Consider the following 13,749-nt stretch of genomic DNA (forward strand, 5'->3'; position numbering starts at 1 on the left):
ATTACCTGGAGGAAAACAAATGACATCGATCACACCACGCCTTACCCGCCGCGCATTCGGCGTTGCTCTTGCGTTGATGTTGCCGTTCGCTGGCGCCGCCCAGGCGCAGAGCACGATGAAGCTCGCTTCGGCTACCATCAACGACGTTCAGCATGAGTGGCAGAAGGAGTTCCAGAAAGAGGTTGAGGCCCGCATCGGCGACGCACTGACGGTGGAAATCTATCCCGCCTCGCAGCTCGGTGCGATCCCGCGTATGGCCGAAGGCGTGCTGCTCGGCACGATCGAGGCATTCACCACGCCGACCTCATTTGTCACCAATGTCGACCCGCGCTTTCAGGCCTTCGATGTACCCGGCCTTTTCAGGGATGCGGACGAGGTCCATGCGGTCATTCATGACCAGGAATTCCGCGACTACATGGAGACCCTGTTCCTCGACAAGGGTGTGCGGATCATCGGCGCGATATTCAATTCCCCCACCCAGATACTCACGCGCGAGCAGGTAACCACTCTTGACGGTTTCAACGGTTTGAAGGTGCGCACTTTTGCGTCGCCTTTGCAGATGGAGCCGATGAAGGCGCTCGGCGTAAACCCGACGCCGCTTGCGCTGTCGGAGGTCACCCCACAGCTCCAGGCCGGCGGCATCGACGGAATGCTGGCCGGGATACCGATCCTGACCGCCTTCAAATTTTACGACACCGCAACCCACGTAACGAATATCAACATGAACCAGATCGTCTCCGTGACGCTGGTCAACGAAGCGTGGTTCCAGTCTCAGTCAGATGAGGTCAAGGCCGCCATTATTGCGGCTGGCCGTGCGGCCGAGGAAACCGTGTTTCCCTGGGGTGTGCAGAATGTGGAGCGCGCAGAAAAGGCGTGGCTGGAAAACGGCGGCAAGGTTCATATGCTGCCTGAAGATCAGCAGGCCGAGCTTCAGGAGACCTTCGCCAAAGTCGCGGATGAGGTCATCGCCGGCGAACCGGATGTGGTCGAAGTTCGCGACCGTATCATTTCGAAACTCGAAGCGGTTCGCGCTGAATGACCCTGCTAGCCGCCCGCAGCCTCGCAGCTCAATTCACCGTCACCACCGGCACGGCAATAGAAGCGCAATGTCGCTTCCATTTTGCCGGCGGCGATCGGCAGATCGAGCCGCACGCGGGCGGCATTGGTCGAGCACCACAGGGCTTCCACCGGCATCCGGTCGTTGGTCGTGTTCATCAGGTTGAGAACTCCCGTTTCCGGGTCGTGCCAAAGCGTAAGCGTGAGCTCTTCGCTTGGCGCGATGTGTCCGAGTTCATCGGAGTACCAGTGGGCCAGCGCGGCCTCGCAATCCAGCGAAACACCGGTCCCGTTAACGATGGAAAGTTCAACCGGATCAGCGCCCTCGGTTCCGTGAATGATGCCTGAATAGGGCACGTAAGTTCCGCTTTCGGCCAGTGCCGGAAGCGGGGAAAGCCCAGCAGACAGGGCCGCAACAACAACAAATCGTCTGCCGATCACTTTCATCTTCCATTTGGAAACCGACTCACCTTGTGGGAACAACATTATGAAAAACCTACTTATGACTGCCGCGCTCAGCGTGGTTCTTGCCGCCCCGGCGCAAGCCGCGGAGGTCGATACCATAGCCATCCTCACGCCGGAACAGGGAAGTGATTTCGGCTGGAACCAGCAGGGCGTCGACGCTGCCAAAGCCGCAGCCGCGGCGACCGGCGTTGAAATCATCATTGCCGAAGGCCTCGGCTATGGTGACGTCCGCGCCCCGATGCGCGAATTGGCGGCCGATGGCGCCGACCTCATGATCTCGCATGCCAGCGGCTACAACACTGCAGGCCCGGAAATCGCCAAGGAAACCGGCGTTCCGGTCGCCATTGTCGACAGCCCTGATGCCCTGGAAAAGGGTCTCGTCGCCGACTACACGCTGTCAGGTCACGAGGGCGCATATCTGGCCGGCCGTCTGGCTGCCAAGATGACGACAACCGGTACCGTTGGCATCGTGGTGTCCGGCGAGCCGCCGTCGTGGAATTCGCAGTCGGCCGGTTTTGCCGAGGGCGTGAGAGCCGAGAATTCAGAGGTGAAGATCCTCTACTCAGTGATTGGCCCGGCTGCTTATTCCGATGCGGCAGGCGGCAATCGCGTGACCACCTCGGTCATCGCCGCGGGTGCGGATATCATCTTCGGACAGGGCAATGGATCGAGCTTCGGCATGATCCAGGCGGTCGAGTCCAACAAAGCGACTGACGGATCCGATGTGCTCTTCATCGACGTGATCGGAGACAAGTCTTCGCTGGACAAAGGTCATCTGCTGACCTCCGTCCTGTGGGACATGACCCCTGTCTACACGGCAATGATCGAGGACCTGAAGGCCGACAAGTTCGGAACTCATGGCTACTCGATCAGCCTGGCCGACGACTCCGTGAAGCTGATCAAGACCCCGCAGGTCGACGAAGCAGCCTGGAACGAAGTGATGGCCCTGCGCGAGCAGATCCTCTCCGGCGAAATCAAGGTCGAGCCGAAGTTTGATGCTGCCGAAGTCCGCGCACTGGTCACAGTGGCAGAGTGAGCGCATCCGTGGCGAATGCAACGGATACCCTGGCAAACCTGTCCCCGGAAACGGGGACAGGCGTCATTGGCGTGCACGGTGTGACCAAGCGCTTCCCCGGCGTAATTGCTGTGAACAACGTCTCGCTGAATTTTTACCCGGGCGAGGTTCATGTGTTGCTCGGAGAAAACGGTGCTGGCAAATCGACGCTGGTCGGCATTCTCGCAGGGCTTCAGGAACCGGACGAAGGTCACCTGTCGCTTAACGGACGAGAGGCGCGGCTGGCCAGCCCTTCAGCCAGCCTTGAAGCTGGCATCAGCACGGTTTTTCAGCATTCAATGCTGGTTCCCACATTGACGGTGCTCGAAAATCTCACCCTCGGCGCGCCGTGGTACGAGCGTCCGCCGCGTGCGGAGATCGCCGCCCGCATGGACGAACTTCAGCGTGATTTTGCGCTGTCTCTGCCGCTGGACGCAATTACCGGCGAGTTGTCGCTCGGCCAACAGCAGCAGATCGAGATCGCGCGTGCACTGCTGCGCAACAGCAAGGTGGTGATTCTGGACGAGGCCACCTCCATGCTCACGCCACAAGGTGCGGAAGAGCTGGGCGCGCGAATGCAGAAGCTGGTCAAGAGTGGGCTGGCGGTGATCTTCATCACGCACAAACTTGCCGAAGCCTACCGCTTTGGAAACCGAATTTCTGTCCTCAAGCAGGGGGCGCTGGCGGGCGAGCTGGGGCCCGAAGAATTGAAGGCAATGTCGGAGGAACAGGCGGTGGACCAAATCGTTCGCCTGATGTTCGGACGCGCAGCCGGCGCCACCTCGAGCGCGCATCGCAAAAGCAGTGCAGGCGAACAAACGGTGCTTAAGGTCCAGGCCCTGAGCACACAGGGCGACGCAGACGTCATGGGGCTCGCTGATATTTCGCTGGCTCTGAGGGCAGGCGAAATCCTTGGCGTGGCAGGAATCGACGGCAACGGCCAGAAGCAACTTGCCGAAGCGTTGGCCGGTCAGCGTTCACTCATCGCAGGTCGGGTCGAACTCGATGGAGAAGACATCACCGGTGCGTCGGTGGCCCAGCGTCGCCGCAAGGGGCTACGCTATCTGACGGACGATCGACTGGCCGAGGGCTCGGTTGCCGCGTTCCCCATATCTGAAAATGCCGTACTCAAGGATATCGGCCAGTCGCCGTTCTGGGTGAATGGCATAGAACGCCCGCAGCGGATTGCACAGCATGCACGCGATCTAATCGCCAATTTCTCGGTTCGTACGCCAGGAGAAACGACGCCCATCGGCCGCCTCTCTGGTGGCAATATCCAGAAGCTGCTGCTTGGCCGCGAACTCTTCGGGGAAGCCCGCGTCGTGGTGTTCAACAAGCCGACCTATGGCCTCGATCTCCAGAACATCGAGGCGTCTCGCAAGCGCATCGCCGAGATTGCGGAGCGTGGCCTGGGCGTGCTGCTCATCTCCACCGACCTCGATGAACTGTTGGCCTTGTCGGACCGCATTGCGGTGATGGAGGGAGGGCGCGTCCGCGGGACCGTTGAGAACGACGGCAGCGGCGAAGCCCTGCGCCTGCGCATCGGCCGGATGATGGCCGGCGAGGACGAAAACAAACGGGCTGCGGCATGACCATGGAAACCGATGTGAACTCTAGCTCCGCGGGAACCGACACTGCAGGCGTTGCAGGTCCGGTAAACGAGCGGAGTGCTTTGCAGCGTCTGTTGACCGTCACTGTCGGTCCTATCGTCGCTGCGTTCCTGTTGTCCGCCATCATCCTGGCGATGGTGGGCGTAAACCCGCTAACCTACTACGGCTACATTCTCGAGCGGTCGCTGTTTTCGGGTCTCGGTCTGGAGCAGACCGCGACCCGGATGGCGCCGCTTCTGTTCCTCTGCGCCAGCCTGATCATCGCTTTTCGCGCAGGGATATGGAACCTGGGCACGGACGGTCAGTTTCTGCTTGGCGCCGTTGTTTCTGCTGCAACCGCACCTCTTCTTGTCGGTGTTCTGCCCGGCTGGGCGGTTCTTGCCGTCGGTTTCGCACTTGCCGCATTCGTCGGCGCGGTCTGGTCGATCATTCCCGCGCTGCTGAAGGCCTACCAGGGCGTGAACGAGATCATCACAACATTGATGATGTCCTTCCTGGGAGTGCTCATGGCTTCCACGCTCGTCAAGCTGGTGTTCCGCGATCCCAACACCACGGTGCCGCAGACGCGCACGCTGCCCGTGGAGGATCGTTTGCCGCGGCTATTCGAGACCTCGATTTCGAGTGGGCTGGTTTGGGGACTGGTCGCGGTCCTGCTTGTTCATCTGATGATGACCCGAACTTCCTTCGGTCTTCGGTTGCGCACGGTCGGTGCCAATCCCGCCGCGGCCAGCCATGCCGGTCTTTCGGTGCCGCTCTTGACCTTGGCTACATTTGGTCTTTCGGCCGGTTTTGCCGGGCTTTCGGGGGCATCGGAGATCCTTGGGGTCGCCGGAAATGTACGCGCGAACTGGAACCCAGCATATGGGCTGATGGTAATCCCGCTGGTCTTTCTTGCCCGCTTCCATGGGGTGGGGGCAATCGTGCTCGTGTTCTTCTACTCGGCGCTCCTGATTGGCAGCGAAAGCGCCGCCCGGCGGCTTGGCGTACCGCAGGATTTCACGCTCGTGCTCGTGGCGAGCCTGCTGATCTGCCTCGGTCTCGGAGAATATATCGACCACCACAAGCGGAAGAAGGAGCGCTGAGATGGGCGGACTTCTGACCGAGGCGTTCCTGTCCTCGCTTTTCACCGGCGCAATCGTCGCGGCGGTACCGATGCTTCTGGCCGGGCTTGGCGAACAAATGTCGGAAAAGGCCGGTGTGTTGAACATCGGCATCGAGGGCATGATGTTGATGGGTGCCTATATGGGCTTCCTCATTGCCTTCAAGACCGACTCGCTTTGGCTTGGCTTTGCGGGCGGAATACTGGGCGGGGTTCTTACAGCGATCGTGATGGCGATCCTGTGTGTGCGACTTGGCCTGAACCAGATCGTGATCGGCATCGGCCTGACACTGGGAGCAGAGGGTCTGACCGCCTTGCTCCATCATTTCCAGTTCTCGCGCACCTATCCGCGCCTGCCGGCTCCGGAGCGCTTGAACGTTCCGGGACTGACCGACCTTCCGATCATTGGACCGTCGCTCTTCGGTCGGCACCTCATCGTTTACCTAGCGATCGCGGCCGTCGTCGTTCTGGCTCTGCTTTACCGGCGGACAAATCTCGGCATGACCCTGCGGGCAGCGGGCGAACGTCCGGCAGCGCTGGACGTTGCGGGCGGCAATGTTCTCGGCATTCGTGTCTTTGCGGTGCTGTTCACCGGTGCCATGGCTGGGCTGGGCGGTGCCTATCTGGCCAATATCGGTGCGGGCCTGTTCATTCCGTTCATGACCGGCGGCGCGGGCTTCATCGGTATCGTGCTGGCCATGCTGGCGCGCGGCCGGCCGCTTTGGGTTCTGATCGGATCACTGATTTTCGGTGCGGCACTTTCGCTGACCACCGCGCTGCAGGTCGCCGGATCGAATATTCCCACCGATGTCATCCAGATGCTGCCCTTTGCAGCGGTGATGCTGGTCCTCGTGCTCTTCGGTCGCCGGGCAAAACTGCCTGCGGCTCTGGGCGTTGCCTATGAACGTGGTGCTCGCTAGCGCGCGCCGATACCGCGTCGGGGTGTAGGGCGCGGGACAACAAAGGAGAAGTGACATGGCCGATACAAAAGTCTTCTTGCTCGATGGCGGCTCGCTCGTGCTCGACGGATTCCATATCTGGTGGAACAAGGGGCCGGGCGGTGAGGTCCGCTTTCCGGTCTATTCCGTCCTGGTCGATCATCCTAAGGGAAAATTCCTGATCGATACCGGCTACGACATCGAACATGTGAAGAAGGTGCTGCCTTTCGAGAAGCCGCTGCAGACCGAACAGCAGACGATTCCGGGCGCATTGAAGCTGCTGGGCTTGGAGCCGAAGGACATAGATGTCCTGTTCAACTCCCACTTCCATTTCGATCATGTCGGCGGGAACAAGTTCTTCCCCGATGCCAAGAAGATTTGCCACAAGGATGAGTTGCCACAGGCAGCCAAGTGCCAGCCGTTCGAGGTTCTGGGCTATTCCGATCTGGCATTTTCCACCGAGGTGGCGGAGGCGAGAGGCATGGCTGACCAGCTCAGCGCGGGCCAGACCGCCGACAACACCCAGTTCGAGCTGATCGAGGGGGATGTCGAGCTCGCGCCCGGCGTGACGCTCGTCTACACGCCTGGTCATACGGTCGGGCACTATTCGCTGCTGGTCGAGTTCGAAAACCGCCGGCCGCTGCTGCTTACGCTTGACGCAGCCTATACCCGCAAGAACTACGAAAATGACATCAATGCCGGGTTCCACATCGATCCGGTTGCCGGCGTCAATTCGATGCGCCGTCTCAAGGAAATCGAGAAAGAGAAGAATGCCGAGGTGCTGTTCAGCCACGACCCGGAAAGCTTCAAGAACTACAAAACCGGCGTCAATTTCTACGGCTGATCAGGAGGTAACGATGAAATACCAGGAAACCACGCCGCCGGTCTTTACGCTGACGGCCGGCCCTGTGGATGCCTATCCCGAAGTGCTGCGCGCGCTCGGAACGACGGTACTCTACGACTACGATCCTGCCTTTCAGGCGTTCTACGAGAGCGTGGTGCTCAAGGCGCAGAAAGCAATGGGCACAGACGCGCCGCCGCTGCTTCTTCAGGGCGAACCCGTTCTCGCGCTCGAGGGCGCCGCGGCGTCCCTGATCGCAAAGGAGGACGTGGTGCTGAACCTGGCCTCCGGCGTCTACGGCAAGGGCTTCGGTTACTGGGCTGCACGCTACGCAAAAAAAGTCGAGGAGATCGAGGTGCCCTACAACACCGCGATCGACCCCGAAGACGTTCGCGCTTTCCTGAAGGCGCATCCTGAAGTCAAGGTTGTCAGTGTCTGTCACCACGACACGCCTTCGGGCACGCTCAATGACATCAATGCGATAGGTGCGGTGGTTGCGGAGGCGGGCGCCTTGCTGCTCGTCGATGCCGTATCGTCGTGGGCTGGAATGCCGACGAGCCCCGCGGCCTGTCAGGCAGGTGTCTATGTAACCGGGCCGAACAAATGCCTGGGCTGTCCGCCGTCGCTGTCGCTGGTTGCGGTATCCGATGCAGCCTGGGCGAAAATCGACGCAAATCCAGACGCACCGTTCGCCTCCATGCTCAGCTTTACCGACTGGAGGAACGCGTGGAAGAAGACCGAGCCGTTCCCCTTCACGCCCTCGGTGGCCGAGATAAACGGGTTGAACGCCGCGCTGGACCGGTATCTCGACGAAGGGCCGGAAGCGGTCTGGGAACGTCATGCGCTGACCGCGAAAATTTGCCGCGAAGGCATCAAGGCGATGGGCGCCGAGCTGTGGCCCGTTAGCGAGGATATTGCTTCGCCGACAGCTACTTCCGTGAAGATGCCAGGCGGCATCGATGCCGGTCCTGTGCTCAAAGAGGCGCGGGCGCGCTACGGCGTTTCCTTGTCTGCGGGACGCAACGAGACACTCGGTAAGCTGATCCGTATCGGCCACATGGGACCGACGGCGCAGCCCGGCTACGCGCTGCTCGCGGTCGCCGCAATGGGCGGAGCTCTGAAGGCATCCGGCGCAAAGGTGGATGTGGCGGCGGGGCTCGCCGCCGCTCAGGCCACCTGGGACGCAGCAATCGACAATTAAGCCGGGTACGGCATCTACGAAAGGACAGAGGAATGAGCACGAGTCTTGAAGGCCGCAAGGCGGTCGTAACCGGCGGAGCGCAAGGTATCGGGAAAGCTATCGCCAAGGCGTTGGCCGAGGCAGGTGCAAAGGTGGTGATTTCAGACATCAACGGGGAGGGTGCCAAAGCAGCCGCCGCCGAAATCGGCAGCGGCGCCGAAGGCGTGACGTGCGATGCAACCGATGTCGCACAGGTGGAAAAGATGCTTGAGGATGCAGCCGAGAACGGCGCCATCGACATTCTCGTCAACAATGCATCCATCGTTCCTTTCATAGCTTGGGACGAAGTCGATCTGGCGCACTGGCAGAAGATCATCGATACCAATCTGACGAGTGTCTTCATCGCCAGCCGCAAGGTAACCGACATGATGCGCGCTGCCGACCGCAAGGGCACGGTACTCAACATCGCATCCAACGCATTCTACGCGGGCACACCGAACATGTCGGCCTATGTCGCCGCCAAAGGTGGCGTGATCGGCTTCACCCGTGCGCTGGCGACCGAAGTCGGAAAGTACGGGATACGCGTCAATGCGGTCACACCGGGTTTGACCGAATCGGACGGTGTGAAGGTGAGCCCGCACAATGAAAGCTTCGGTTTCGTCGAGATGCTGCAGGCGATGCCTGGCAAAGGGCAGCCTTCCGATATCGCCAAGGTCGTGGCCTTTCTGGTATCCGACGATGCGGGCTGGATGACGGGCCAGTGTGTCAATGTGGATGCCGGGATGGTTCGCCTCTAGGGTAGCTGGATGGTCGGCTGTCACGGGCGCGCTCCCCGCGTGCGGGCACCTTGGCAGCCACATCCAAACGATAGAGCCGCCTGGTGGCATTCGATGCCTGCGGGAAAGGTAACTGTTGGCTACCGGCGGCGACCAAGTGGTGATTTCGGAGCGGCCACCCGAGCCGGAAGCCTTTGCGACGGCGAATACGCCCGCACAGTTTCTGCTGCGCCCAATGTGAGTTCGTCTTCCTAAGTTCATCCTGGCGCGGCGCGAAATCAAGCAGCTGGTGCTCGTGGCCATCAGGGCCAACCACCAAATGGTGAAGGACCTGCTTCAACGCACGATGCTACAAACGATCTGGTTCGAGCATCAGTGTAACCAGCGGTGACGCAACCCCTTCGCCGCGGGCCTCTAGACAGTTCTTCTACCGAGAGCCGTCTCGATGTTTTGAGCTGAGCGGCGCACCTCTTCTGCCAGGCGTTCGGTCTCTGCACGAGCCCTGGTTTCAGGCAGCACAATCGAGATTGTCGCGACGCAAGCGCCGGTCTCGTCACATATTGGCGACGCGATACAGGCGACGGCGAATTCGGACGCGCTCATCTGCACGGCGAGGCGTTCACGGAACTCCGTGCCCGCCAGTTCCGAAAGTTTGTCGGCGTCCGTCTCAGCCTGGCCGGTTGTGGACGGTCTGGCAATTTCGCGGAAAATGCGCACGCGTTCCTTGTCCTCCAGATGACCAAGCAGCAGCCGGCCGGACGCTGTCCAGTTGAGCGGCACGCGCGTGCCGACGTCCGAGGCGACATTAAAATGATCCTCGCCGCGCGACATCCCTATGACCGTCATCATGTCATCGTCGCGGGTGCATATCTGGATGGTCTCGCCCAGGCGTTCCGCCAGCCGCTCCATCTCGCGTTTTGCTTCGTTGAAGACATCCATGCGCGACCGGTAGGTCAGACCGTAGCGCATGAGGCGGGGGCCAAGCCAAACCGCGCCATCGCCAATGCGTATCAACATCGACCGTTCGACGAGCTCGTCGACGATCTTGTAGACCGTGGACACCGGAGCGCCGATCGACCGCGCCAGATCATAGGTGCTCATCGGCTGCCGCCGGTCGGTAAGCGAATCGAGAATCTGCAGCGTCCGGTCGATGGCTCCGACGCGCCTGCGTGGATCGTCCTTCATGCGTAGTCCCTCCCGGTTGCGACCGCTCCTGCTTTCCGTACCCGCGATTCACCTTGACGGTCGTCTGGGTGCAGTCTACCATTATTATAGCATATATTCCATAGTAATGGAGGAATAAATGGAATTTAGCGCTACAGTCAAGCTTTCGCTACGGAGCATTCTCGTGGCGGGGAGCATATTTGCCTTTCCGGCCCAGGCGGCACTTGCCGCCGGCGGAACCGTGAATGTCGCTATCATCGGAGAGCCGGACACCCTCGATCCGATGGTCTCGACCAAGGATGTCGTATCCATCGTCACCCAGCACATCGTCGAGACGCTATTCACATTCGATGAAAACTGGGCGGTCGCGCCGCTTCTCGCGAAGGACATGCCGGCGATTTCCGATGGCGGCAAAGTCTACGATATCAATCTGCGGGAAGGCGTTACCTTTCAGGACGGGTCGGCGATGGATTCGGCCGATGTGGTTGCTTCCCTCGAGCGCTGGCTGGCTGTGGCGAGCCGCGGCAAGACCGTGGCCGACAAGGTTCAAAGCGTAGAGGCGACGGGCCCGTCGTCGATCCGGATCACCATGTCTCAGCCCTATGCGCCGCTGATGTCGCTGCTTGCCTTTTCCAATTCCGCGGCCGCGATCTACCCGGAAGAAATCGTCAAAGGTGCAGGCGACACGCTATCGAAGGTCGTCGGCACCGGTCCCTATCAGGTGGCCGAACATGTGCCGGACCAGTATCTTCAGCTGGTCCGTTTCGACGGTTTCGCACCTCGCGACGATGCTGCAAGCGGTTGGGCCGGCAAGCGCGGCCAGTCTCCCGACGAAATTAGGTTCGTTCCGGTTCCCGATCCGAACACCCGGGTCGAGGGGCTTCTCTCGGGCCAGTTCGACTTTGCCGACGGACTGCCTGCCGAGAGCTATGACCGTATTGCCGGAAGCGAAGCCGCAGAGCCGCTGCTCCTGGCGCCGTTCGGCTGGCCGGTCTGGGCGATCAATCACAAGGACGGTCTGCTGACCGAACTCAAGATACGGCAGGCGATGCTGGCAGCGTTGCCGTTCGACGACATGCTGTTTGCCGCATTCGGCGACGACAAGTTCTTCAAGGTCGACGGTGCGATGTTCCCCGAGGGCTGGTTCTGGAACACCGACGCCGGCACCGACCTCTACAATGAGAACGATCAGCAGAAAGCAGCGGGTCTGCTTCAGGAGGCCGGCTATGACGGCACTCCGCTGCGCATCCTCACATCCCGCCAGTACGAGTTCCATTTCAAGATGGCCGAGGTGGCAAAGCAGGCGCTCGAAGCCGCGGGCTTCGCCGTGCAGATGGACGTGGTCGACTGGGCAACGCTAGGCCAGCGCCGCAACGATCCCGCACTGTGGGACGTCTACATCACGCACTCGCCTTTCCTTCCGGAGCCGGCATTGACCGATATGTGGTTCCCGACATCGCGGCTCGGCTGGAACACGCCGGAGGCAGTGGCGCTGGCGGACCAGTTTGCGACGGAAACCGATCCCGACGCACGCAAGGAGATTTTCGCCAAGATGCAGGCCATGAACTACCAGGATGTTGGTTTCATCAAGGTGGGCAATTTCAATGCGCTCGAAGCGGCGTCGAAATCGCTGAAGGGCGTTACGCCTTCTCCGTGGCCCTTCTTCTGGAATGCCAGCAAGGAGTAGGATCGGTTCGAAACGAAATGGCGAGGCCCGCAATGACGGGCCTCGCACTCTCAAGGCGGCGGAACGGCGGGAATGACTCTCTACATTGCCAAACGACTGATCGGCATGGTGGTCGTCGTCTTTCTGGTGTTGACCATCGCGTTTGTCATTGTGCGGCTCGCGCCGGGAGACCCGGCCGCTCTAATGCTGGGCCCGGACGCAACGCCTGAAGACGCCGCTGAACTGCGCGCCCGTCTCGGCCTCGACCGGCCGATTGTGACGCAATATCTGACGTTCATTGCAAACGCGGTGCAGGGCGACCTCGGTCAGTCCATCTTCTTCCGCCAGCCGGTAACCCAGGTGCTGGCATCGCGGGCCGAGCCGACGATCTTCCTGTCGTTGTTCTCGCTTGCAATCGCGCTCATCATCGCAACGCCTATCGGGATCTATGCAGCCTATCGCCGCGGGTCGTTTCTCGATCAGGGTGCGATCACGGTTGCGATGCTCGCGGCCTCGATCCCGAGCTTCTGGACGGGGCTGATGTTCCAACGGTATCTCGCCACGGATCTGGGATGGTTTCCGGCATCCGGCTATGGCGGGCCCGACGCCGGTTTTCTGGCCCGGATGGGTTATCTTGTGCTGCCCTCGATCGTACTCGGCATCGTCAACTCGGCTCTGATCCTGCGGTTCACAAGGGCGTCGATGCTCGACATCCTGGACGAGGATTACATTCGCACGGCGCGTTCGAAAGGTATGCGTGAATCCCGGGTGGTGCTTCGACATGCGCTGAAGAACGCTGCGATCCCCATCATCACCGTTGTCGGGCTGACATATGCGCTGCTTGTCTCGGGCGCTGTGGTCACCGAACGGGTCTTCAATATTCCGGGGATGGGCAACCTTGTCGTAAGCGCGGTCTTGCGGCGCGATTACCCGGTCATCCAGGGCACCCTCATTGTTGTTGCGTCGCTCTACGTTCTCATCAACCTCGTGACGGATCTGCTCTATCTGGCCGTCGACAAGCGCGTCAGGTACTAGCCCATGGCTTCCACGACCGCCCTTGCCGAGGAACCGGGGTTCTTCACGCTTCTGTTTTCGCGCCGCGCCGTTCTGGTTGCGTTGTCTGTGTTCATCGTCATCGTGGTGTTGTGCGTGCTGGCGCCGCTGGTTGCGCCGGCGGATCCGGCCAAGATGTCGGTCAGGGCGCGCCTCACGCCGCCGGGGGGCGACTTTCTTCTCGGCGCCGACGCATTCGGGCGGGACGTGTTTGCGCGCCTGCTTCATGCCGGGCGCGTGTCGCTGACGATCGGACTTGGTGTTGCTGCTCTCGCGTCCGCCATCGGGATCACAATCGGCCTGGTCGCCGGCTTCTTCCGACGCCTCGATGCTCCCCTTTCGCGCCTCATCGATGCGATGATGGCCTTTCCGGACATCCTGCTCGCTATCGCGCTTGTTTCCATCCTGGGCGGTTCGATCGTCAATGTCGTCCTTGCGCTTTCGATCGTTTATGCGCCACGCATAGCGCGTATCGTGCGCGCATCGACGCTTGTCATCCGCGAACTGCCTTATGTCGAGGCGGCCGTCGCGCTGGGCTCGTCAACCCTTACGATCATGACCACCCATGTGCTTCGTAATATTGTGTCGCCGATCATCGTGCAGGCGACCTTCATCTTCGCCTACGCCATGCTCGCGGAAGCGGGGCTGTCGTTTCTGGGCGTCGGCATCGATCCCTCAACCCCGAGTTGGGGCATCATGATCAACGAAGGGCGGCAGTATATCGACCAGGCTGCATTCCTGATCTTGTTTCCCGGCATCGCAATCTCGGTATCGGTGCTGGCCCTTCAACTTATCGGCGACGGACTGCGCGACGCGCTCGACCCGCGTCTTGCCAAGGATCTGTAGA

13 protein-coding genes are annotated in these 13,749 nt (G+C 60.8%); 11 read left to right on the plus strand and 2 right to left on the minus strand.

Annotated features, from left to right (window positions below; genetic code table 11):
• Positions 1 to 19 precede the first annotated feature (19 nt).
• Positions 20 to 1,039 carry a TRAP transporter substrate-binding protein gene (locus EP165_RS12985; RefSeq protein WP_127523226.1) on the plus strand — a complete coding sequence of 340 codons (1,020 nt, stop codon included), beginning with the start codon at positions 20 to 22 and terminating at the stop codon, positions 1,037 to 1,039.
• Between the two features lie 5 nt (positions 1,040 to 1,044).
• Here the strand turns inward: EP165_RS12985 and EP165_RS12990 are convergent, their stop codons facing one another.
• Positions 1,045 to 1,497, minus strand: a complete 453-nt coding sequence (locus EP165_RS12990; RefSeq protein WP_127523228.1) for a hypothetical protein — start codon at positions 1,495 to 1,497, stop codon at positions 1,045 to 1,047.
• A gap of 46 nt (positions 1,498 to 1,543) precedes the next feature.
• On the opposite strand from EP165_RS12990, the gene EP165_RS12995 reads away from it, so the two are divergent.
• From EP165_RS12995 to pldH, 7 genes are read left to right on the plus strand one after another with little or no spacing between them, the layout of a single operon-like run.
• Positions 1,544 to 2,557 carry a putative B6 ABC transporter substrate-binding protein gene (locus tag EP165_RS12995; RefSeq protein WP_245440128.1) on the plus strand — a complete coding sequence of 338 codons (1,014 nt, stop codon included), beginning with the start codon at positions 1,544 to 1,546 and terminating at the stop codon, positions 2,555 to 2,557.
• Between the two features lie 8 nt (positions 2,558 to 2,565).
• Positions 2,566 to 4,167 (plus strand): putative B6 ABC transporter ATP-binding protein, encoded by a 1,602-nt coding sequence (locus tag EP165_RS13000; protein WP_245440129.1) that lies wholly within the window; start codon positions 2,566 to 2,568, stop codon positions 4,165 to 4,167.
• 14 nt (positions 4,168 to 4,181) lie between these two features.
• Positions 4,182 to 5,267, plus strand: coding sequence for a putative B6 ABC transporter permease subunit 2 (locus EP165_RS13005; protein ID WP_245440130.1), 1,086 nt, complete (start codon positions 4,182 to 4,184; stop codon positions 5,265 to 5,267).
• Position 5,268: 1 nt separating this feature from the next.
• Positions 5,269 to 6,204 carry a putative B6 ABC transporter permease subunit 1 gene (locus EP165_RS13010; RefSeq protein WP_127523232.1) on the plus strand — a complete coding sequence of 312 codons (936 nt, stop codon included), beginning with the start codon at positions 5,269 to 5,271 and terminating at the stop codon, positions 6,202 to 6,204.
• A gap of 55 nt (positions 6,205 to 6,259) precedes the next feature.
• Positions 6,260 to 7,066 carry a 4-pyridoxolactonase gene (gene pldA / locus EP165_RS13015; protein WP_127523234.1) on the plus strand — a complete coding sequence of 269 codons (807 nt, stop codon included), beginning with the start codon at positions 6,260 to 6,262 and terminating at the stop codon, positions 7,064 to 7,066.
• 13 nt (positions 7,067 to 7,079) lie between these two features.
• Positions 7,080 to 8,264, plus strand: a complete 1,185-nt coding sequence (ppaT, locus tag EP165_RS13020) for a pyridoxamine--pyruvate transaminase (RefSeq protein ID WP_127523236.1) — start codon at positions 7,080 to 7,082, stop codon at positions 8,262 to 8,264.
• A 32-nt stretch (positions 8,265 to 8,296) separates the two neighbouring features.
• Positions 8,297 to 9,040 (plus strand): pyridoxal 4-dehydrogenase, SDR-type, encoded by a 744-nt coding sequence (gene pldH, locus EP165_RS13025; protein ID WP_127523238.1) that lies wholly within the window; start codon positions 8,297 to 8,299, stop codon positions 9,038 to 9,040.
• Between the two features lie 393 nt (positions 9,041 to 9,433).
• On the opposite strand, the gene EP165_RS13030 is transcribed toward pldH, so the two are convergent.
• On the minus strand, positions 9,434 to 10,204 hold the full coding sequence (locus tag EP165_RS13030; RefSeq protein ID WP_127523240.1) for an IclR family transcriptional regulator: 771 nt from the start codon (positions 10,202 to 10,204) through the stop codon (positions 9,434 to 9,436).
• A gap of 118 nt (positions 10,205 to 10,322) precedes the next feature.
• Between EP165_RS13030 and EP165_RS13035 the strand changes: the two genes are divergently transcribed.
• The 3 genes from EP165_RS13035 (at position 10,323) to EP165_RS13045 (ending at position 13,748) form a co-directional block, all read left to right on the plus strand.
• On the plus strand, positions 10,323 to 11,870 hold the full coding sequence (locus tag EP165_RS13035) for an ABC transporter substrate-binding protein (RefSeq protein ID WP_127523242.1): 1,548 nt from the start codon (positions 10,323 to 10,325) through the stop codon (positions 11,868 to 11,870).
• A gap of 72 nt (positions 11,871 to 11,942) precedes the next feature.
• Positions 11,943 to 12,884 carry an ABC transporter permease gene (locus EP165_RS13040; RefSeq protein WP_127523244.1) on the plus strand — a complete coding sequence of 314 codons (942 nt, stop codon included), beginning with the start codon at positions 11,943 to 11,945 and terminating at the stop codon, positions 12,882 to 12,884.
• A gap of 3 nt (positions 12,885 to 12,887) precedes the next feature.
• Positions 12,888 to 13,748, plus strand: coding sequence for an ABC transporter permease (locus EP165_RS13045; protein ID WP_127523246.1), 861 nt, complete (start codon positions 12,888 to 12,890; stop codon positions 13,746 to 13,748).
• Position 13,749: the final 1 nt, after the last annotated feature.

It is taken from the genome of Mesorhizobium sp. Z1-4, from assembly GCF_004000235.1.
Lineage (GTDB): Bacteria > Pseudomonadota > Alphaproteobacteria > Rhizobiales > Rhizobiaceae > RCIO01.

What these genes read in the sequence shown, in the direction of transcription:
- pldH (WP_127523238.1), top strand. Translation starts at nt 8,297, where the DNA reads ATGAGCACGAGTCTTGAAGGCCGCAAGGCGGTCGTAACCGGCGGAGCG.
- EP165_RS13010 (WP_127523232.1), top strand. Translation starts at nt 5,269, where the DNA reads ATGGGCGGACTTCTGACCGAGGCGTTCCTGTCCTCGCTTTTCACCGGC.
- ppaT (WP_127523236.1), top strand. Translation starts at nt 7,080, where the DNA reads ATGAAATACCAGGAAACCACGCCGCCGGTCTTTACGCTGACGGCCGGC.
- EP165_RS13045 (WP_127523246.1), top strand. Translation starts at nt 12,888, where the DNA reads ATGGCTTCCACGACCGCCCTTGCCGAGGAACCGGGGTTCTTCACGCTT.
- EP165_RS12995 (WP_245440128.1), top strand. Translation starts at nt 1,544, where the DNA reads ATGAAAAACCTACTTATGACTGCCGCGCTCAGCGTGGTTCTTGCCGCC.
- pldA (WP_127523234.1), top strand. Translation starts at nt 6,260, where the DNA reads ATGGCCGATACAAAAGTCTTCTTGCTCGATGGCGGCTCGCTCGTGCTC.
- EP165_RS13030 (WP_127523240.1), bottom strand. Translation starts at nt 10,204, where the DNA reads ATGAAGGACGATCCACGCAGGCGCGTCGGAGCCATCGACCGGACGCTG.
- EP165_RS13035 (WP_127523242.1), top strand. Translation starts at nt 10,323, where the DNA reads ATGGAATTTAGCGCTACAGTCAAGCTTTCGCTACGGAGCATTCTCGTG.
- EP165_RS13040 (WP_127523244.1), top strand. Translation starts at nt 11,943, where the DNA reads ATGACTCTCTACATTGCCAAACGACTGATCGGCATGGTGGTCGTCGTC.
- EP165_RS12985 (WP_127523226.1), top strand. Translation starts at nt 20, where the DNA reads ATGACATCGATCACACCACGCCTTACCCGCCGCGCATTCGGCGTTGCT.